The sequence below is a fragment of the Gammaproteobacteria bacterium genome (assembly GCA_013816845.1).
Classification (GTDB): domain Bacteria; phylum Pseudomonadota; class Gammaproteobacteria; order DSM-16500; family DSM-16500; genus Aquicella.
The window spans coordinates 90,010-108,726 of record JACDDU010000007.1 but is presented as its reverse complement, the minus strand read 5'-3'; the positions used below and the strand labels follow the sequence as shown (position 1 = coordinate 108,726).

General features: G+C 42.1%; 19 protein-coding genes and 1 tRNA gene. 7 read left to right on the top strand and 13 right to left on the bottom strand.

Translation table 11 applies throughout. The annotated features are described in order from the left end of the window. Nucleotides 1-23: 23 nt before the first annotated feature. The 10 genes from H0W64_12235 to H0W64_12190 form a co-directional block, all read right to left on the bottom strand. Entirely contained in the window at nt 24-713 is a 690-nt protein-coding gene (locus H0W64_12235) for a DotI/IcmL/TraM family protein (GenBank protein MBA3662491.1), read from the bottom strand. Beyond that, nucleotides 710-1,324: a DotI/IcmL/TraM family protein gene (locus tag H0W64_12230; protein ID MBA3662490.1), complete on the bottom strand. Its 615-nt coding sequence runs from the start codon at nt 1,322-1,324 to the stop codon at nt 710-712. The genes H0W64_12235 and H0W64_12230 overlap by 4 nt, the downstream gene beginning before the upstream one ends. A gap of 14 nt (nt 1,325-1,338) precedes the next feature. Then, complete coding sequence (locus tag H0W64_12225) at nt 1,339-1,557, bottom strand: hypothetical protein (GenBank protein MBA3662489.1); 219 nt, start codon at nt 1,555-1,557, stop codon at nt 1,339-1,341. A 13-nt stretch (nt 1,558-1,570) separates the two neighbouring features. After that, the gene (locus tag H0W64_12220) at nt 1,571-2,332 is read right to left on the bottom strand and encodes an OmpA family protein (protein MBA3662488.1); all 762 of its coding nucleotides are present in this window, start codon (nt 2,330-2,332) and stop codon (nt 1,571-1,573) included. 5 nt (nt 2,333-2,337) lie between these two features. Then, nucleotides 2,338-4,692 (bottom strand): TraM recognition domain-containing protein, encoded by a 2,355-nt coding sequence (locus H0W64_12215; GenBank protein ID MBA3662487.1) that lies wholly within the window; start codon nt 4,690-4,692, stop codon nt 2,338-2,340. Nucleotides 4,693-4,702: 10 nt separating this feature from the next. Further along, complete coding sequence (gene icmP / locus H0W64_12210; GenBank protein ID MBA3662486.1) at nt 4,703-5,830, bottom strand: type IVB secretion system coupling complex protein DotM/IcmP; 1,128 nt, start codon at nt 5,828-5,830, stop codon at nt 4,703-4,705. A 191-nt stretch (nt 5,831-6,021) separates the two neighbouring features. Beyond that, nucleotides 6,022-6,483, bottom strand: a complete 462-nt coding sequence (gene dksA, locus H0W64_12205; GenBank protein MBA3662485.1) for an RNA polymerase-binding protein DksA — start codon at nt 6,481-6,483, stop codon at nt 6,022-6,024. A 119-nt stretch (nt 6,484-6,602) separates the two neighbouring features. Then, nucleotides 6,603-7,451 (bottom strand): peptide chain release factor N(5)-glutamine methyltransferase, encoded by an 849-nt coding sequence (gene prmC / locus H0W64_12200; GenBank protein ID MBA3662484.1) that lies wholly within the window; start codon nt 7,449-7,451, stop codon nt 6,603-6,605. After that, nucleotides 7,451-8,533 carry a peptide chain release factor 1 gene (prfA, locus tag H0W64_12195; GenBank protein ID MBA3662483.1) on the bottom strand — a complete coding sequence of 361 codons (1,083 nt, stop codon included), beginning with the start codon at nt 8,531-8,533 and terminating at the stop codon, nt 7,451-7,453. Before prfA ends, prmC begins: the two co-directional genes overlap by 1 nt. Further along, entirely contained in the window at nt 8,530-9,798 is a 1,269-nt protein-coding gene (locus H0W64_12190; protein MBA3662482.1) for a glutamyl-tRNA reductase, read from the bottom strand. Before H0W64_12190 ends, prfA begins: the two co-directional genes overlap by 4 nt. Before the next feature lie 85 nt (nt 9,799-9,883). Here H0W64_12190 and lolB point away from each other — a divergent pair, with 85 nt between their 5' ends. The 3 genes from lolB to H0W64_12175 all read left to right on the top strand — a co-directional run bounded on the left by lolB (nt 9,884) and on the right by H0W64_12175 (nt 11,788). After that, entirely contained in the window at nt 9,884-10,537 is a 654-nt protein-coding gene (lolB, locus tag H0W64_12185) for an outer membrane lipoprotein LolB (GenBank protein MBA3662481.1), read from the top strand. Between the two features lie 162 nt (nt 10,538-10,699). After that, a tRNA-Gln gene (locus H0W64_12180) sits at nt 10,700-10,774 on the top strand. A 66-nt stretch (nt 10,775-10,840) separates the two neighbouring features. Then, a complete protein-coding gene (locus H0W64_12175; GenBank protein MBA3662480.1) occupies nt 10,841-11,788 on the top strand; it encodes a ribose-phosphate pyrophosphokinase in 948 nt (315 codons plus the stop codon). Between the two features lie 10 nt (nt 11,789-11,798). On the opposite strand, the gene H0W64_12170 is transcribed toward H0W64_12175, so the two are convergent. Then, entirely contained in the window at nt 11,799-12,233 is a 435-nt protein-coding gene (locus H0W64_12170; protein MBA3662479.1) for a hypothetical protein, read from the bottom strand. Nucleotides 12,234-12,409: 176 nt separating this feature from the next. Between H0W64_12170 and H0W64_12165 the strand changes: the two genes are divergently transcribed. From H0W64_12165 to ychF, 4 genes are all read left to right on the top strand, one after another. Continuing rightward, nucleotides 12,410-13,087, top strand: a complete 678-nt coding sequence (locus H0W64_12165; protein ID MBA3662478.1) for a 50S ribosomal protein L25/general stress protein Ctc — start codon at nt 12,410-12,412, stop codon at nt 13,085-13,087. Between the two features lie 122 nt (nt 13,088-13,209). Then, nucleotides 13,210-13,791, top strand: a complete 582-nt coding sequence (pth, locus tag H0W64_12160; GenBank protein MBA3662477.1) for an aminoacyl-tRNA hydrolase — start codon at nt 13,210-13,212, stop codon at nt 13,789-13,791. Between the two features lie 68 nt (nt 13,792-13,859). After that, nucleotides 13,860-14,291, top strand: a complete 432-nt coding sequence (locus tag H0W64_12155; protein MBA3662476.1) for a hypothetical protein — start codon at nt 13,860-13,862, stop codon at nt 14,289-14,291. 142 nt (nt 14,292-14,433) lie between these two features. Then, the gene (gene ychF / locus H0W64_12150; protein ID MBA3662475.1) at nt 14,434-15,525 is read left to right on the top strand and encodes a redox-regulated ATPase YchF; all 1,092 of its coding nucleotides are present in this window, start codon (nt 14,434-14,436) and stop codon (nt 15,523-15,525) included. A gap of 157 nt (nt 15,526-15,682) precedes the next feature. Here ychF and rlmB read toward each other — a convergent pair whose 3' ends face one another. Further along, the gene (gene rlmB, locus H0W64_12145) at nt 15,683-16,426 is read right to left on the bottom strand and encodes a 23S rRNA (guanosine(2251)-2'-O)-methyltransferase RlmB (GenBank protein MBA3662474.1); all 744 of its coding nucleotides are present in this window, start codon (nt 16,424-16,426) and stop codon (nt 15,683-15,685) included. 2 nt (nt 16,427-16,428) lie between these two features. Next, on the bottom strand, nt 16,429-18,684 hold the full coding sequence (rnr, locus tag H0W64_12140) for a ribonuclease R (protein ID MBA3662473.1): 2,256 nt from the start codon (nt 18,682-18,684) through the stop codon (nt 16,429-16,431). Nucleotides 18,685-18,717 lie beyond the last annotated feature (33 nt).

Below are 18,717 nucleotides of genomic sequence, written 5' to 3'. Positions count from 1 at the left end.
GAGATGTAACTCTGCACTGAATGTTAAGTGCCGCCGGTAGAAACACCTGAAATTTCTTGAGTCTGATTAGTGCTGGTTGGCATGCGGGCAATAACTTGAACAATACCAAGCCCATTGTCGCTTTGGATAATTTCTTGGCGTTGAACAATAACACTGACATCCAATGGGTTAGCAAACTTAGACTTTTCATCAAAAGGTGGAATCCAATAATTCACCAACATTCGCATGTTGAAACGCCACGCGTAAGCACCGCCTAGAATACCTTGCGTTACAATCGTTGGTTGATCAATTACTTTGGCACTAAACACCATTTTACGTTGCGTTAACGCTACTAAATTATTGTTAGATTTAAGCGAATTCATAAAATTGGTCCAGCCATACGTGGTGAAGTACTTTTGTGAAGACTGTAATTGGCTTCGATAATTAACAAAATCCATTGAAAAAGATTTTTGTAAAGCGTTAATAGTCCAGTTCATTACTTCGGCATTAGACATATTGGGAACTGTAACGGGCACAACTTGAATGAGCCTCCCCACACGATCACTTGCAAAATAAAGTGGTTTTGTTGGATTGCGAACAAGTGTGTAAACCACCCAAATGAGCGTGATAATAACAATAAGAGAAAGCAAAAAAGCAGCAAGTGCCAAAAAATGCATGCGTCGATAGAAGGCATTCCTTTCAAATATCATTTTAAGTGCATCAGTGTGCTTCATGTTTGCGCCATAATGAATTGATCAATACCAATGCCTTGCGGATTAACATAAGTGGGAACGCGAACCAGGGATAAAATTACATAATAGTTACTTTTGGATGTCGTATTGGCACTTTGATAAATAACCAAGAATGGAATTTGCACCCGCCAAACATATTCTCGGCCCGGCAAAGGTCCTTGATTGGAAATAACGGGTGTACCCGCTACCACACCATTAACAAATAATTGGTTTTGTACAATTGAATCAATTAATTTTTGTACTGAGGTTAAAAACATTTGCCAACCTGCGTCAGTAAAATAGGGTCGTGCCAATTTGAGTTGATTATTATAATTCACATAATCGAAGCTATACGCAGTCGTCGCAGCTTTTGATGCCCAACGCAAAATAGTCTCAGGCAATAAATTCGGCGCGTCATACGCACGCAAAACCATTTTTTCTTGATTAGATTGTTTTGCTATAAACGAAGGTAGCGGGCGATTGAACATTTGATAAAGAATAAGACCAATCATAGCCATGAGCAAACAAATAACACCCATCAATCCTATAAAGAAGTAATGATAGTAACGCTGATAAAATCCATTACTCTGCGTTAACAATTTTCGAGCTCGCATGTTTACGCCCTGATTTAAGTCCCGGTAATTGCCGGTGGCATGGGTAAAATCATTCCGGTCGTGGTATTGGCATAAAAACTTTGTGTCGGTTGAAATAAAATTAAATAAATTACGATGGCAAGCAACACATAAATAATAAAGATACTACCGATCATCCACCGTAACATTTTATGAAATTGATCACGATAAAAATCACTATGAAGCCAAGCATTTTGCTGTCTTGACGCCAACATAATTTGAATCCTTTTAGACGTATAATTTTTCTAAGGTTATTTCAATTCTATAATTATCGCTTTCATCCCAAGTCGCAGAAGTACTATCGACCAATTTTGTACCACCGCATCCGCTTGCATAAAGGACACGCGCTTCTACACCCGAAGCTTGCAAGAATCTCGAAATAGCGTAAGCCTGCTGATTGGAAAGTGCAAGATCAGTACTCGCAGAGCCAGTATCGTTGGTGTAGACCGTGATTTTTACCAGCATTTTCGTGTAACGGTTGATGTAGCGTGCGACCATATAAAGTGTCGAGTAAGCTTGCGGTTTAATCGTTGCTGTATAAGCTTGAAAGATGCGTGCTGAGGGGAGAATGACCATCACTTGATCGCCAAGCACAACTAAGGTGGCACCCCGGTTCTCTAGTTTATCCTCAAAGTTAGTATTGGAATCGATGTAAGCGCCGTAACTCGCGCCTAAAATTGCACCTGTTGCAAGTCCCGGCAACACACCAATACCTGATGCAAAAAAACCCGTTATGCCACCGGCTGCGCCGCCAAGAAAAGCTCCCTTGGTGGTTTGATTGGTGTTTTGATAGGCTTCTGCAATATCGCCGTTGTATACGCCATTGAATAAATTTTTAGCATTCTGCACTCCCAAGTCAATATTAGTTGAAGTGGTCCGCGTTACATTCGATGAAGCACAACTGATTAACATAAAAGAAGAAAAACAGAGTAGAGAAAAGCACAGGAATTTGATGTGTATGCCACCCAAGGCACGCAATAACATCCACACGATTGCTAAGATTCCCCTTCCTGAGACTTGGTCTTAAGAGAGGTTACATAATCACATAACTCATTTGCGATTGCTACAACTTCCTCGCTCGGTAATAACAAGCCTTCAACCAGCGGTGGATAATCTGTTGCAATCGACATGTCTTTAATAATTTCGGTGGTCATAGGTGAAGCTTGGGCCGCGGTCCGTCCCATTAAGCGCTCGAGTAATTCAATCTTATCTTTCGTATTAGCCTTAGTTATTAAAGGTGCGCTAAATCTTTCAAAATCCTGCTTGCCGACCAAGGCCTTGACGGTATCGTCCAGTGCGACTTTCGTAAAAATATTAAGTCGCCCATCAGTAACTTCTTCCACCTCTTCAACTTCTTCAGGAACTTCCCCATGACGATTATGGAAAGCTAACAAAGCGGAAAGCGAACGCTCAATTGGATTGGTTTCAGGAAAGGATGCAATAGTGTCAGAAACAATTTGAATTTCTTCACCTTCATCTTGTGAAGCTGCAAATAAAGCATCACCTTCGGCAAGCGCTTCATCGAAGCGATCCATGCGATCTTCAATATCAACTAACAAGCGGCCTAGCGGCGGTTCAACTTTCAAGAATTGATTAATTCGCATCCGTTCCACAGGCGCGGGATTAGCGAAAAACATTCTTGCACGGATAATTTTAGATTTAAAAAAGATATGCGCTTCACCTTCACGTTGCTCTTTTAAATCTAATAGATCAATACGCTGACGTTTTTCCGAAGATGCACTACGGGAGTCCATATAGTTATTGAGCAAGCTGCCTGCATTAGTTTGGAAAGAATCTACTTTAGTGACATAAGATTCACCCGCAGTCTTTTGGAAAAACTCCCACGTTTCTAATGGATCTTCAAGTTTCATGCAAATTTTAATATTGGTATTGGCGCCAATAGAGGCTGCTTCTTCTTTTGATGCTTTTTGAAATGCGGGCAAATCTTGTCCGGCAAAGATAACTGAGAAGCCAAGGGAGCGCGCCTGAGCAGGGACGACTGCAAAACCTTTCACCGCATAATAACCATATTCATCTAAAATGCACATATAAGGTGTATCAGCATTGGTAGGTTTACGCGAAATAACTTCGCGGTACGTTCCTTCCACGGATTCTCCCAACCCGGCGGCCATCATCGCTTTAAGTGAAGCAATAATTACTTTACCTAAACTCGCCAATTCGTCCGGTGATTTTTCTAAAGCCGGTAAAAGCACAACTAAGACCCGACGATTTAATACAACATCGCGTAAATCTACTTCTGCTAAGTTAGTACGGATGATGTGGCCATAGGTATCCGCAAGCGAACCGAATACGCGCGTCAATTGCATGGTGATAAAACCATGTTGCTCTAAGACTTGGGAACTCTGTTTACCTTTTTTCGATTGGTCGTAACCAGGTAAGTTGATGAGGTAATTAGTAATGGGCTCTAAAATAAGGTCCGGTGCATCAGCTAAGCTTACTGGTTCTTGATTGTCACGTGGAAACATTTTATCCATCGCAATGGCTTCAAGTCGGGAAAGCTGGAAATAGTTTCGCACCGTATTTGCATCAAGTAAGAGCTTGCCACCGTCACGCATAAACACGAGCACTTTCATCAAGGCTTCGACAAACACAATAGCGCGACCCTTCCACATATCTCCATCTGAAGATTGAGAGCCGGAATCCATTAAACTGACGACTAATTGCGATAACATACTGGATGAACCGTTACAGAAAGGATTCATCGTATTGGATAACCGTTTTTCTTGCGCACCCACGACATCGCGCGCGCCCGTCATAAAGTTAATCAATAATAAATCATCTTCTCGTCCCATAGATCGACACATGGAAAAGACTTTTGCAAAAAGAGAGTTATCCCCTTTGCCGTCAACGTATAAAAATCCACTTCCTTGAATCAAAGCATTATAGGAAAGAGAAACTAAAGCTTCAGTTTTACCACTACCCGTTGAACCAAAAATCAGCACATGGGTACGCATATCTTCATTGTTAAACCACAATTCATCATTATCAAGTTTACGATTACCAAAGAAACTTATGCCACGCGCTTTACGAGGTTTATTGGTCCCCGGGGCTAAATCATTGTAATCCATCGCTTGCGAACGCAGGGGCATACGAAAAGGAAGTTTAGATTGACGGGTATAAGCGTAAATAAAAATAAGAATACCGATAATGCCAATAAACTCGGTTATCGCCGGCAGAATAAACGCAGCAATTGCAAACCCCACCATCAGACATGCGCTATTGACAGGATCTTTAAAAAAATCGACGACTTTCATCCCGAGCGTGCGAGTGTCTCGGAGCAAAAGTTGCGGCGATAATTCGTGTTGTTCTTCTAAACCCCGTATGGGCATACCTTATACCTCACTCATCTGGTCGATATACCACTTCTTTTAATGCAAGCTCTAAAGCTTTGGTTGCTTCTTCAACCATGGGAACAAGAATCCGTCGCCCCGCTTCCTTCTCGGAAATCCAATGGCCATAAATTCCTGCAACTTCAGCAAAAGGAGTTTGGCGACCTACCGTATTCAAGGTGTACCATAAGCGTCGATCAAGCGGTTTTAACCACAGAAAATCTGCACAAGCTTGTACACCATCATCCCTTGCTCTTTCGAGCATTGAAGCCATGACAGTTAAAACGTAGGCATGGGAGGATGTAATTTGCTGTACAAGTTTAGTATTTACATGTTTATTGAGTAGTTCTTCTACCCCCGAAAAGTCGAGCTTTGAAGTTGAGGTTGCGCTTAACTGCGCTAAAATTTTAGCAGCGGCTTTACTATCAGCATTAATGCGGGCTGCAAAAATTGCGAATAAAGCTTTGGTATGGAGCGGTAAATATTTAACATCTTGCCACATTGCACCCAGTTGTAGAGCAAAAAGTTTATTGGCTTCACCTCGCTTTAACACAATATCAACGCGATCCCATTCGCGACGCTGCATTCCCTCACGGCGCTGGGGACGTACTTCTTCTAATAATTTATAACGTTTACAAAACTGCATGGGTGTTAAAGCCATAGCCCATGGACCTTTATCAATATCGACTTTAAGTAAGTCCAAATTAACTGTCGGCGAAATTTGGGGCCAATTGGTTTGTTCCAATTTAGCAAATTCTTTCATTGAATAAATTTTACGAAAAACACGCGTCGTATTGCCGAGATAAACGACAAAAGCGAGAATGAACAAAATAATGACGAAGGGAAAACGTAGAATATCCCCTGCGCCTTGCCCTAAGGCAACAAGTTCAGGAAATTTTACGATTGAGGGATTGATCATTGCCTTTTCGATGGCACCCCGAAGTGGAGCAAAATAAACAGCATTGAATAAGCTTAAAAAGTCTACTTCATAGAGTTTAAGAAGAAGATAAAAGTAAACAATATAACTCTTAAAGGCATACCAAATCATGCCGATCGTGGCAAATATCGCAGCTATACCCCAGATAATACCACTGGAGTTATCATTGCCACCTGATTGTTGAGGGGCTGCACCTGCCATGATCTTTACCCTTGTGCTAAGCAAATCGCCCCGAAAATCGGGGCGTTTATGCAACCTTAATTATAGCTTATCTTAAAGGAAGATTTACCTTGCAACCGGTAGCCTCAGCGCTAAAACAGAATTCGGCGTAAAATCTTAGCCTTGTATCCTGAATTTACCGGAGAGGAAAAGGTAACGGGTGCTCGGAATGATTAATATTCTTCTTCCTGTTTTTGTTGTTTTTCTTTAATTTCATCTAAGGTTTTGCAATCGATACATAGCGTTGCCGTTGGACGGGCCTCTAATCGACGCAAACCAATTTCGACGCCACACACCTCACAATAACCATAATCTTTTTCCCGAATTAACTCGATTGATTCTTCAATTTTTTTCAATAACTTCCGTTCTCGATCGCGGGTACGCAATTCGAGACGAAAATCTTCTTCTTGGCTAGCACGATCATTGGGATCAGGATAATTGATGGCTTCTTCCTTCATGTGGGTTACGATTTTATCGCCCCCTTCTAGAATGCGCTGACGAAGGGCAAGCAGAATCATGCGGAAGTGCTCTTGCATTTTGGCACTCATATACTTTTCAGTTTTTTTGAGCTTATAGGGATTAATCCCCAACACTTCTAAGCTCGGCTCAAAAATGTCTTTTTCTTTAGCTGCCATAATATTTTCTCCTACCCTGAGATAAATTGTAGTCCAAGATTGACACCTATACCAAAAAAATTGCCTCATCAGCAACAGAATTATACCTATTACTTGGAAGCGTTTCGGTTAAGCTCCAGTTAAGTGCTTGGTTTTTTCCCTAATGTTACGCGATCATGTCCAGCTAGATCCTGAAGTGTGGCAACTTCAATATAACCATGCGCGGTAAAAGTAGCTTGGATCAATCTTGCTTGCGCAAAGCCATGCTCCAGCAATAAATATCCCTGTGGCTTCAAATGATTAAATGCGGTTTGAATAATTGCCGTTAAGTCTTCCTGCCCTGTTTCCCCGCTGACTAAAGCATCCTTAGGTTCAAATTGTAATTGAGCTCGATTCGCTTCAAATTCTGATGAAGTTAAATAAGGTGGATTACTAATAATTAAATCAAACAGGATAGCAGGTAAAGCGTGGCACCAATCTCCTTGGTAAAAACGAACATTGTGAAGATTCAAACGTTGCGCGTTAGCCTTTGCAACTTCGAGTGCTTTACTGCTTCGATCTGTCGCAATGACTTCGCTGCCTCGCAAATCGTAAGCAAGTGATAATGCAATCACACCGCTTCCTGTACCCAGATCTGCAAGAACAGGATTGATGTTATTGGCAACTAATGCCTCAGCACAGGTAATTAATAATTCCGTTTCCGGACGCGGAATTAACGTATCAGTGGTGACGTGGAAACGATGACGCCAAAATTCTTTTTCATTTAAAAGGTAAGCAATTGGAATACCGGCGAGACGCTGCGTTAATAGAATTTGTAACTGAGCAAGCTCACCATGGGTTATTTCTTGCTGGGGCCAAGCTAGAAAGTGTGACCGAGCAACTTTTAAAACATCACCCAGTAAAACTTCTGCATCGAGCCTTGGGGTTTCGCTAATGGTAGCTAGCCGTTTTTCACTTTGCTGTAGCCACTGGGTGACGGTGATCGACATTATTCCCCTAATGAGGCAATCAAATCAGCAGTATGTTCTTGCATTAATGCTTCGACAACTGCTTTCAAATCTCCCTCCATAATTTGTGGGAGTTGATAGAGAGTTAAATTGATCCGATGGTCAGTCAGCCTGCCCTGCGGGAAATTATAAGTGCGGATTCGTTCGGAACGATCGCCGGTGCCAACTAAATTACGACGTTTCTCAGCTTGTTGTTTATGCTGTTTATCGCGTTCAGCTGATAAAATTCGTGATTTCAATAAAGAAAGAGCACGAGCCCGATTTTTATGTTGAGAACGTTCATCTTGGCATTCCACCACGGTTCCCGTAGGAAGATGGGTTATCCGAATGGCTGAATCAGTTTTTTGAACATGTTGTCCGCCAGCGCCTGAAGCACGAAAAGTATCAATGCGCAAATCTGCGGGGCTAATTTCTATGCTTTCAATTTCTGCAAGCTCAGGCAACACTGCGATGGTACAAGTTGAGGTATGGATACGACCCTGCGCTTCAGTCAACGGTACGCGCTGCACACGGTGCACACCGGACTCAAATTTAAATCGTGAAAAAGCGCCATTACCAATAACTCGCAAAATAATTTCTTTATAGCCCCCATGCTCTCCTTGACTCTCACTGATCATTTCAATACTAAACCCTTCTTGTTCAGCATAGCGGGTGTACATACGTGCGAGATCGCCTGCAAAAATTGCAGCTTCATCACCGCCGGTACCTGCCCGGATTTCTAAAAAGATATTATTGTTGTCATAAGGATCATTGGGTAGGAGGGCTAGCAATAATTGCGCTTCAAGTTCTTGAATATTCGTCTCAATGTCTTGAATTTCCTGTTTAGCCATTTGGATAACTTCCGGATCACCTTCGGCCAACAGCATTTTCGCTTCTTCTAATTCTTTAGCGTATTGTTGATGGCGATTGAAATTGCCAACATACGGTTCAAGTTGCGAATATTCTTTGGATAAATCGCGATAACGATTTAAATCTTTAGTGACAGATTCGTCAGATAAAAATATTTTAACTTCTTCATATCGATTCACGATACTTTTTAATTTTACTTCAAGGGAAGGTTTCATAAGCGGGCATCTTCTACATCAGGCAAGGCAAATAATTCTTTTGCAAATCGCAACAATTCAAAGTGGCCTTTGGCACCGGCTGCACGAAGCTGAACGGAAGGAGCATGTAATAATTTTTGCGTGAAAGAACGCGCAAAAATTTCCAATACTTCCTCTGCATTAGCTCCTTGATGAAGTTGACGTTTGGCTTTCACTAATTCGGTTCGGCAAATGGATTCAATTTGACCCCGATAAGCTCGAATAGTATGCGTAATATGTTCGTGTGAGTGAATTTCTTGCATAAAATCCTCACTGGCTTGCCGAATCATTTCACGCGCTTTACTCGCAGCATGCTCTCGTCCTTGACGATTCATTTCAATAATCGTTTTAAGGTCATCGATACAATACAGATTGACTTGATCAATGTCGATCACTGCGGAGTCAATGTCTCGGGGGACAGCAAGATCAATAAACGTAATGGGGTGGTGATGACGTTCAGCCATAATAGGTGTTAGCAATTGCTTGGTCACAATAGGATTAATACTTCCTGTGGCTGAAAAAACAAGATCCGCTTTTTTTAAAGCATCGACAAGATCCTGAATCGGTCTTGCTTCAACATTGAATGTTTTGGCAAGTCTAATTGCTTGCGATAAACTCCGGTTTAAGATCGTGACCGTCTTAGTTTGCTCAGCTTGAAAATAACGTAGCAATAAATCTGCAGTTTCTCCCGCACCCAGCATCACAATTGAAACGTGTGAAAAATGTTTTATTTGCGATTTCGCAAAGTGAACTGCTGCTGATGCAACCGACACAGGACAAGCCCCCACCGCCGTCGCTGTCCGAATTTCTTTTGATACTTTAAAAACCTCTTGGAATAAACGATGAAATAAAGGACCGACCGCAGAAGCAGCACAGCTCTCAGAAAAAGCATCTTTCATTTGGCCAAGAATTTGTGGCTCACCTAAAATCATCGAATCTAAACCACAAGCCACTTCCATAATATGTCGAACGGCAGCTTCACCTTCATGGAGATAAATCACATCATGCAATATTTCATCCGACAAGGTAGTTTGAGCTGAGAACCATTCATACAATGCATTCACATCATGCGTTACGCAATAGAGCTCTGAGCGATTACAGGTAGAGAGCAAAACTGCTTCTTCTGTAAATCCGCAGGTTAGTAAATCTTGCAGATAGAGCCCTAACTTTTCAAAAGGGAAAAACACCTTTTCACGTACAGCTATGGTTGCTGTTTTGTGATTGATACCGAGTGCGAAAATCGCCATGGGATTGCCAAATTATAGTTTTGGGCATATTTTATGCTTAAACTCTCAAGAAAAACAAAGGAAACTTATCAATAAGGAATATATTGTGAAGCAATCAAGGATTTTAATAAGCGCACCACTTTTAAGTGTATTGCTAACAAGCTGTACAACTATGACCTCTCCCACTCCCCCCTCTTCTGCCGTAGCAGCGCCGGGAGTCCCCGTAACTGTTACTCCAAAACTAAATCCGCAAATGACTTGGGATGCGCGAAAGAAAATATTGCAAGCAATCAATACCTGGCGGATTTCCGGAAAAATTGCCGTACGAACCCCACAAGAATCAGGGAGCGCTTCGATTAATTGGTCTCAGCAAGGGAGCCAATACCAAGTTTCGCTGATGGGACCTTTAGGGGCTAATGGGATGAAATTAGCGGGTGGTCCAGGACATGTTGTGATGACGACTGCTAATGGAAAACACTTTAGTGCACCGAGCGCAGAACAACTTTTATCCAAGCAATGGGGCTATCATATACCCATTTCGAGTCTTCGATATTGGGTGCGGGGCTTACCGGTTACAGGCGTCCCTTTTAATGCGCGATACGATCAATCCAACCGAATAACGAGCTTAGTCCAATCAGGATGGAATGTTCAATTTGCAGGCTATGCTCTACAGGGCGGTGTTGAGTTACCCATGAAGGTATTTGCAACTTCACAAGCCATGGATGCCAAAATCATGATTTATAATTGGCAGATTGGCTAGCTTCTTCATGGTTTAAAGGGAAGGGCACAAATCGAAATGACTCTCTTCCCTTTGAGCGCGTTATATTGATGACTATAAAAATTAAGAAAATCCTTCCTTAAATCAATTGACACTCAACTTGCTCATCAGCAAAATAGGCGCTCCTTAAGGTTAGAAAAAAATTGGGGTGTAGCCAAGCGGTAAGGCACCGGGTTTTGATCTCGGCATTCCTAGGTTCGAATCCTAGCACCCCAGCCAAATCATAATAAAAATAAATATCTGATATACTCTTCGCAGTCATATCTCGAGCCCAAGGATCGAATCGTGCCAGAAATAATGTTGTTCCACGGTAACGCTACAAAAGAACTGGCTCAACAAGTTGCAGCTCATTTAAATTTACCTATTGGTAAAGCGCACGTTGGTTGCTTTAGTGATGGTGAAACCATGGTGGAAATCGAAGAAAACGTTCGTGGTAGAGATATTTTTATTATTCAATCGACGTGCTCTCCTTCTAACGATAACTTAATGGAACTTTTATTATTAGCAGATGCCTTACGACGCGCATCAGCTGCCAAAGTTACAGCGGTTGTTCCTTATTACGGTTACGCTCGACAAGATCGACGCGTTCGCTCAGCCCGGGTACCTATTACTTCTAAAATTGTGGCAGATATGATGGCTGCCGTTGGCATTACCCGACTGGTAACCGTTGATTTACACGCCGATCAAATCCAAGGCTTTTTCTATATGCCTGTGGATAACCTTTATAGCACCCCAATTATGTTAGAAGACATTCATCAAAAAGCTTACCAAAATATCATGGTTGTTTCGCCCGATGTCGGCGGAGTTATTCGTGCTCGTGCTATCGCCAAACGCATTCCTGGTGCTGATCTTGCAATTATTGATAAGCGTCGGCCGCGTCAAAATGAAGCACAAGTTATGCATATCATTGGAGATGTAAAAGACCGCGACTGTATTATTGTCGATGATATTGTTGATACGGCAAGCACATTATGTCGCGCTGTCGAAGCCTTAAAAGATCACGGTGCTGCTAAAGTGGTGGCTTATGTGACGCATCCTGTTTTCTCTGGCAAAGCTATTTCGAATATTCAAACTTCCTTGCTAGATGAAATTGTAGTAACTGACACGATCCCACTTACTGAAGCCGCCACACAATGCGAGCTCATTCGTTGTTTAAGTTTAAGCAACATGATCGCCGAAGCAATCCGACGCATTAGCGGCGCAGGATCGCTTAGTCGTATGTTTTTAGAATAAATTTAAAACACTATGCCGTGTTGATCGTACAAGTGACAAAATCATATCCAGCTTTACAACCACTTATTGTACCTTTGAGACCAAAATCATTGACATGAAGTTTGCTACTTACAAAGGCTACCCGCTTTTGTGTGCTATCTTGTAAATCACAATAAAAATTCACTCCTTGTTGGTCTGCAAACGTTTCAATCCGCATTCCTACTGTTTTTAGCTTTAAACTACCGTGATACCCCTGGTTTAAAAAGCGCCCCTGGGCGACAAGTTCGCGTTTTTGATTTTTCCAAGTGAGATTGGCTAAACCGTGAATTAAATAATAGTCACCTTTTGTGCCCATCAGTACATATTCTTGCTCCTTACAAGAAACATCAAAATTTATTGCAGCGGCGGCTGCGGCCGTACTTAAAAGTAAAGAAAGAGCGACCCCTGCACAGGTTTTTTTAACCATATTCTTCTCCTCAAAATAGGCTGATTCTTAAAATTTTCCATTTAAACAGAAACCTAGTTCCCCTACCAGCTCCTTTGCCACTTCAACGCTTTCTTAAAACCTATTTCCATGTACAATAAGCATCCCATTCTGGTCGCGGAGTGGTTTATTTAACAATTAAAGTTGGAGTTTTACCCATGGCTATTAAAAAATTCGAAGTCGAAGCTGCAATCCGGAGTAACATCGGGAGAGGTGCGAGCCGCCAGCTACGTCGTGAAGAAAAAGTACCCGCAATTATTTATGGTGGCGGCAAAGACCCTGTGGCATTGACATTGGCTCATAATAAAATTTCTAAATCATTAGATAATGAAGCATTCTATTCACACATTTTAACGCTCAAAATTGATACAGACAGTGAAAAAGTAATTCTGAAAGACGTGCAGCGTCATCCCTTCAAACCTAAAATTCTTCATGTTGATTTTCAACGTGTTCGCGCTGATGAAAAATTATATATGCATGTGCCCTTGCACTTTATCGGTGCCGATAAAGCACCCGGTGTACGTGAAGCAGGCGGTGTTATTTCCCACATTATGTCTGATGTTGAAGTAGCTTGTTTTCCTGATGATTTGCCAGAATTCATTGAAATTGATTTAAGCAACATGCAGCTAAATGAAACCTACCATTTATCTGACTTGGTCTTACCGAAGGGTGTAGAAATTGCGGCGCTCGTTCAAGGCAACAATAGCTCTGTTGTTTCTATCCATATCCCTCGTGCAGAAGAAGAGGAAGTTATTCCAACAGAAGCACCAACTGCTGCTGAAGTTCCAGCCATTGCACAAAAAGGTGACGAAAAGAAAGAAGGCGAAGGCAAGTAAACTTACTTACATAACCTTGATGGCGTCTGTGCCATCAAGGTTAATTTTCTTCTTCTCTGATTCACCCCTTTACACATTCACGCTATGATTAACTACCCAAGAATAACCTAAAGGCTTTTTTCGTGTTGCCTCTTCGACTAATTGTAGGACTTGCCAATCCTGGTAAAAACTATGCTGAAACACGCCATAATGCCGGTGGTTGGTTTGTAGAAAACATCGCAAAAGCTGCAAAAATTATGTTACGTCAGGATTTTAAATTTCACGGCTGGCTTGGGTCTGGCAACATCGATGGTCAACCTTGCTACTTACTCATTCCTTCTACCTACATGAATGAGAGTGGCAAAGCCGTACGCGCTGTTATGCAGTATTATAAAATCGAACCTGAATCGGTTTTGATTGCCCATGATGAACTTGATTTAAATGTGGGTACGGTCAAATTAAAATGTGATGGCGGAGATGGTGGCCACAACGGTTTAAAAGACGTCATTCGTCATCTTCATACCAAGCAATTTAACCGACTGCGTATTGGGATTGGACGGCCTGCTCATAATAAAGAAGTTATTGACTATGTATTGCATCCACCCAGCAAAGCCGATCGGATCGAAATTGATTTAGGGCTAGCACAAGCACAAGCCGTGTTACCTTTACTTCTTAAAGGTGAAATTTCGAAAGCAATGCAAGCTTTGCATACCCTTCCGCAATAAAAGCTTGTTTTTACCTAAAAATTTTTAAATAATCACGTCGATACAAAATTATTCAACAAGGAATTACCATGAAATTTTTACCAAAAGCACTCAGTTGTGCTGCAATGGCTTTATTTTTAGCGACCCCTGGTTTTGCTCTGAAACAAGTCGAATGTCCACCTCTTTCTGCTATTCAATCGCATGCTAACTTTGTTCAAGCTCAACGCGCATTTGATAACATGTGGGCGATGAATGCTAATGCGTTCAAAAGTAACGGCAACGACTGGAACGTTATCTTAGGTGTGGATTTACCAGGTGTATCAACACCTCAGCAAGCCTTAGAGGCTGGCACGGCGTTTTACAAAAATCATGTAACTTTAAGTGAGCCATCACAGGCACGAGAAGAACGTGGTTACCAGATTTGCATCTATTTCCAAGGTGAGAAATCATTTGTGGTTGCTGTTAACCCACCTTTACTTATTGAAGGCCAGTTAAATAGCATTCGTAAGTTCATGAAATAAGTGCTGCCCTTAGATGCCCCGTTCTTTAGAAGGGGCATCTATTTCTTAACAAGCACAATCGATAACCTGCACACTCCTGCATAATTTGATACCATACTCCCCAATTTAAAATAAAAACGTCAAGTTAAGTCGCGAGGAATTCATGGGATTAAAATGCGGAATTGTCGGTTTACCCAATGTTGGTAAATCCACCTTATTTAATTGTTTAACAAAAGCCGGTGTTGATGCTGCGAACTATCCCTTTTGCACAATTGAACCCAATGTGGGGATCGTTCCCGTGCCTGATGCGCGTCTCGATGCACTTGCAGCCATTGTGCAACCCCAAAAGATTTTGCCTACTACCGTGGAATTTGTCGATATCGCAGGCTTAGTGAAAGGTGCTGCGCAAGGCGAAGGTTTGGGTAATAAATTTTTAGCACATATTCGCGAGACGGATGCGATTGTGCATATTGTTCGTTGCTTTGAAGATGAAAATGTTACGCATGTGAGTGGCAAAATTTCCCCAAAAGAAGATGTGGAAGTTATTAATACAGAACTTGCACTTGCAGATTTGGAAACGCTCGAGCGTGTCATGATTCGTACGCAAAAAAATGTGCGGGCCGGGGACAAAATCGCCACCGCCGAACTTGCTCTTCTTGGACGCCTTAAACTCCAATTAAATGAAGGTAAACCTGCACGCGCTTTAGAGTTTAGTAAGGAAGAAAAACCATTCATCCATTCACTTCACTTGCTAACCATGAAGCCCATGTTATTCGTGGGTAATGTGTCAGAAACAGGGTTTAAGAATAATCCGTATCTCGATGAGTTAACCGCAATTGCTCATGCAGAGCATGCAGAAGTTGTAGTGATTTGTGCCTCAATTGAAGCAGAAATTGCCGAGCTTGAAGACGATGAGAAAAATGAATTTTTAGCAGAACTTAATTTGAGCGAACCGGGTTTGGATCGTTTAATCCATGCCGGGTACAGATTACTGGGCCTTGATACTTATTTTACCGCGGGTGAAAAAGAAGTACGTGCTTGGACTATTCATGCAGGAGTCACAGCGCCGCAAGCCGCTGGAGTCATTCATACTGACTTTGAAAAAGGCTTTATCCGGGCTGAAGTGATTGCTTACAATGATTACATTCAATATAAAGGCGAACAAGGTGCAAAAGAAACGGGGAAATTACGTCTTGAAGGGAAAGAGTACATTGTAAAAGATGGGGATGTTATTCACTTCCGATTTAATGTTTAGTTTCATTACGTATTTTGGTTGAAGTTTCGGTTACGAGGTGTAAGGTGTCCCGGGTTACGCTTCGCTTCACCCGGGCTACATACGAATGACAGAACGTTGCGGCCAAGCGAGTAATTGTTCCAGGGTGAAGCGAAGCGTAACCCGGGAACAATTGTAACTACCGGCGTTGTCGAACAATTTCGTACAAACAAACTCCTGCAGCAACGGATACATTAAGACTACTAATGCGGCCCAGCATGGGGATATTGACCAACACATCGCAATGTTCACGTGTTAAACGACGTAATCCTTTTCCTTCAGCGCCTAAGACCAAGGCAATGGAGCCTTGCAACTTCAGATCATAGAGTGTTTCTTTCACGGCATCATCGGTGCCATAAATCCAAAAACCTGCTGTTTTAAGAATTTCTAGCGTACGAACAAGATTAGTAACTTGAATAAAAGGAACACTCGCCACTGCACCGCTTGCAACTTTGGTAACAGTCGGCGTGATACTTACTGCATTATCTTTGGGTGCGATAATCGCTGCCACCCCTGTTGCATCAGCAGTGCGAAAGATAGCGCCAAGGTTATGCGGATCTTGAACGCCATCCAAAACTAAAATTAACGCGGGTTGTGGCGCGGCTTGTAAAATTTCTTCAATGTTATTTTCGTTTAACATGCGCATTGGTTTGCATAGCGCTGCAATACCCTGATGGTTACCATCTTTAGTCATGCTGTCTAATACATCCCGTGACACATAGGAAATAGCAATGCCCTGCTTTTGACTTAGTTGTGCTAACCGTTGCGTTTTGTCATCACGACGTGTCTCTTGAACATACAAATGAAGTATGCGCGACGGATCGACAGTTAAGATGGATTCTAGGGAGTGTAGGCCATAAACCCACTCTTGATTCGCTTTCATAGTTATCGTTTTTTCTTTTTAGGCGTTGTTTTTTTACGCATTGGTTTTTTGTTTGCTTTACCCACTACTTTTCCACCGCTCTGGGCTCGTTCCGATTCTGGCAAAACAAAATTAATTTCACCTTGATCTAAATCCACTCGTGCAACTTGGATTTTAATACTATCGCCTAACTGATAACTACGACCCGCACGCTCTCCGTGCAAGGTGTGCTTGATCGAATCAAATTGGTAATAGTCTTCCGGCAAAGCACTAATGTGTACGAGACCTTCAACATAAATTTCTTTCAATTCAACAAAAACACCAAATCCCGTGACGCCAGAAATCCTGCCTTCAAATTCTTGACCCACTTTATCCATCATGTATTCGCATTTTAACCAATCTGTCACTTCTTCCGTTGCATCATCGGCGCGACGTTCAGTCATGGAGCAATGTTCACCCAACAATACTAATGAATTGTCATTCTCCATCTTCTTTTTACGAGCCAACACTTGTTTGATAGCACGATGGACAACTAAATCAGGATAACGACGGATAGGCGATGTAAAGTGAGTATACGCTTCGTAAGCTAAGCCAAAATGTCCCTTGTTATCGGGACTGTAAACTGCTTGGCTCATCGAACGTAACAATATAGTTTGAATCATTTGTGCATCGGGTCGATCTTTTACGACACGCAAAATATGAGCATAATCAGCCGGGACAGGAGCTCGGTGCGTCGGCATTTTCAAACCCATTTCTTGAAGGAAGCGTTGTAAATCGTGTAACTTTTCTTCCGTTGGACCTTGATGAACACGATAAAGTGCAGGCATTTCATTCTTGAATAAATATTCAGCTGTACTAATATTTGCGCAAAGCATGCATTCTTCAATAACCCGATGAGAAGTAAAACGCTCGTAAGGAATTATTTTTTCTATTTTGCGATCCGATCCGTAAACAATTTTAGTTTCAGGAATATCAAAATCAATAGCACCCCGACCTTGTCGGGCTTTATGCAAAGTATTAAATAAGGAATAGAGCGAAATAAGGTGCGGAACCACTTCGGAAAATCGATCGCGCACGCGCTGATCGTTTTTCTCCATCATCAAATGGACTTGTTTATACGTTAAGCGGGCTTTAGAGTTAATCACAGCTTCGCTAAATTTTGAACGCATGACTCGACCTGTTGGATGAATAGTCATCTCACAAACCATTACTAATCGATCAACATTAGGTCTGAGCGAACAAAGATTGTTGGATAAAGCTTCGGGTAACATAGGTATAACACGAGCAGGAAAATAGACGGAATTGCCGCGACGATGCGCTTCAACATCTAACGGTGTATTTTCTTTTACGTAATAACTCACATCGGCAATAGCAACATAAAGTGTCCATCCACCTGCTGGTCGTTCAACGCAATAAACTGCATCATCAAAATCTTTTGCATCTTCCCCATCGATGGTAACGAAAGGGAGATCACGTAAATCATTGCGACCACTTAACATCTCTTCAGTCACTGTAGGCGCAAATTGCGCAGCTTGGCTTTCTACATCTTCCGGCCAAATATACGGAAGTTCGTGATTTCGAATAGCGACATTAATTTCCATACCAGGTGCCATATGATCACCTAGAATTTCGATGACTTCGCCCAACGGACGTGAACTTTTACTGGGTTGCGCAGTAATGCCAACCACAACCATTTGCCCTTCTTTGGCATCATGAATAGCATCCAGAGGAATAAGGATATCTTGGCTAATTCGTTGATTTGCAGATTCGACATAATGAACGCCAGATTCTTGGCGCAAACGACCTACAATTTGCTGGGTATTACGCTCAAGCACTTCTACGATCATCGCTTCACGACGACCGCGCGTATCGATATTGGCAACACGAACTAAGACACGATCCCCATGGAATACATTGCGCATCTCACGCGGGCTCACGAATAAATCATCTCCACCGGAATCTTTTACGACAAACCCAAAGCCATCTTTATGACCAATTACACGGCCGGCCAGGACTTCCATTTTTTCTAAGGGGCCATAAGCGCCTTTACGATTTCTTAACAGCTGACCATCTCGCGCCATCGCAATTAATCTTCGACGTAAAGCTTCTTGCTCTTCTTCTGAAGATAATTTCAATTCATCAAGCAATTGAGGAAAAGTAGCAGGGCGGCCACGCTCGCCGAGATATTCGAGAATGTATTCTCGACTTGGAATAGGATGCGGGTATTTCTCAGCTTCCCTTTTTGCGAAGGGGTCTTTTTTATGTTTAATCTTTGCCATTTGAACCTATATTAACGTCCCAAACCTTCCCTA

Excerpts from the sequence above, each read along its gene's own strand:
- ychF (MBA3662475.1), top strand. The coding sequence starts at position 14,434 with ATGGGATTAAAATGCGGAATTGTCGGTTTACCCAATGTTGGTAAATCC.
- H0W64_12190 (MBA3662482.1), bottom strand. The coding sequence starts at position 9,798 with ATGGCGATTTTCGCACTCGGTATCAATCACAAAACAGCAACCATAGCT.
- H0W64_12170 (MBA3662479.1), bottom strand. The coding sequence starts at position 12,233 with ATGGTTAAAAAAACCTGTGCAGGGGTCGCTCTTTCTTTACTTTTAAGT.
- H0W64_12165 (MBA3662478.1), top strand. The coding sequence starts at position 12,410 with ATGGCTATTAAAAAATTCGAAGTCGAAGCTGCAATCCGGAGTAACATC.
- rlmB (MBA3662474.1), bottom strand. The coding sequence starts at position 16,426 with ATGAAAGCGAATCAAGAGTGGGTTTATGGCCTACACTCCCTAGAATCC.
- prmC (MBA3662484.1), bottom strand. The coding sequence starts at position 7,451 with ATGTCGATCACCGTCACCCAGTGGCTACAGCAAAGTGAAAAACGGCTA.
- H0W64_12215 (MBA3662487.1), bottom strand. The coding sequence starts at position 4,692 with ATGCCCATACGGGGTTTAGAAGAACAACACGAATTATCGCCGCAACTT.
- H0W64_12235 (MBA3662491.1), bottom strand. The coding sequence starts at position 713 with ATGAAGCACACTGATGCACTTAAAATGATATTTGAAAGGAATGCCTTC.
- rnr (MBA3662473.1), bottom strand. The coding sequence starts at position 18,684 with ATGGCAAAGATTAAACATAAAAAAGACCCCTTCGCAAAAAGGGAAGCT.
- H0W64_12230 (MBA3662490.1), bottom strand. The coding sequence starts at position 1,324 with ATGCGAGCTCGAAAATTGTTAACGCAGAGTAATGGATTTTATCAGCGT.
- icmP (MBA3662486.1), bottom strand. The coding sequence starts at position 5,830 with ATGGCAGGTGCAGCCCCTCAACAATCAGGTGGCAATGATAACTCCAGT.
- H0W64_12225 (MBA3662489.1), bottom strand. The coding sequence starts at position 1,557 with ATGTTGGCGTCAAGACAGCAAAATGCTTGGCTTCATAGTGATTTTTAT.
- H0W64_12155 (MBA3662476.1), top strand. The coding sequence starts at position 13,860 with ATGAAATTTTTACCAAAAGCACTCAGTTGTGCTGCAATGGCTTTATTT.
- dksA (MBA3662485.1), bottom strand. The coding sequence starts at position 6,483 with ATGGCAGCTAAAGAAAAAGACATTTTTGAGCCGAGCTTAGAAGTGTTG.
- prfA (MBA3662483.1), bottom strand. The coding sequence starts at position 8,533 with ATGAAACCTTCCCTTGAAGTAAAATTAAAAAGTATCGTGAATCGATAT.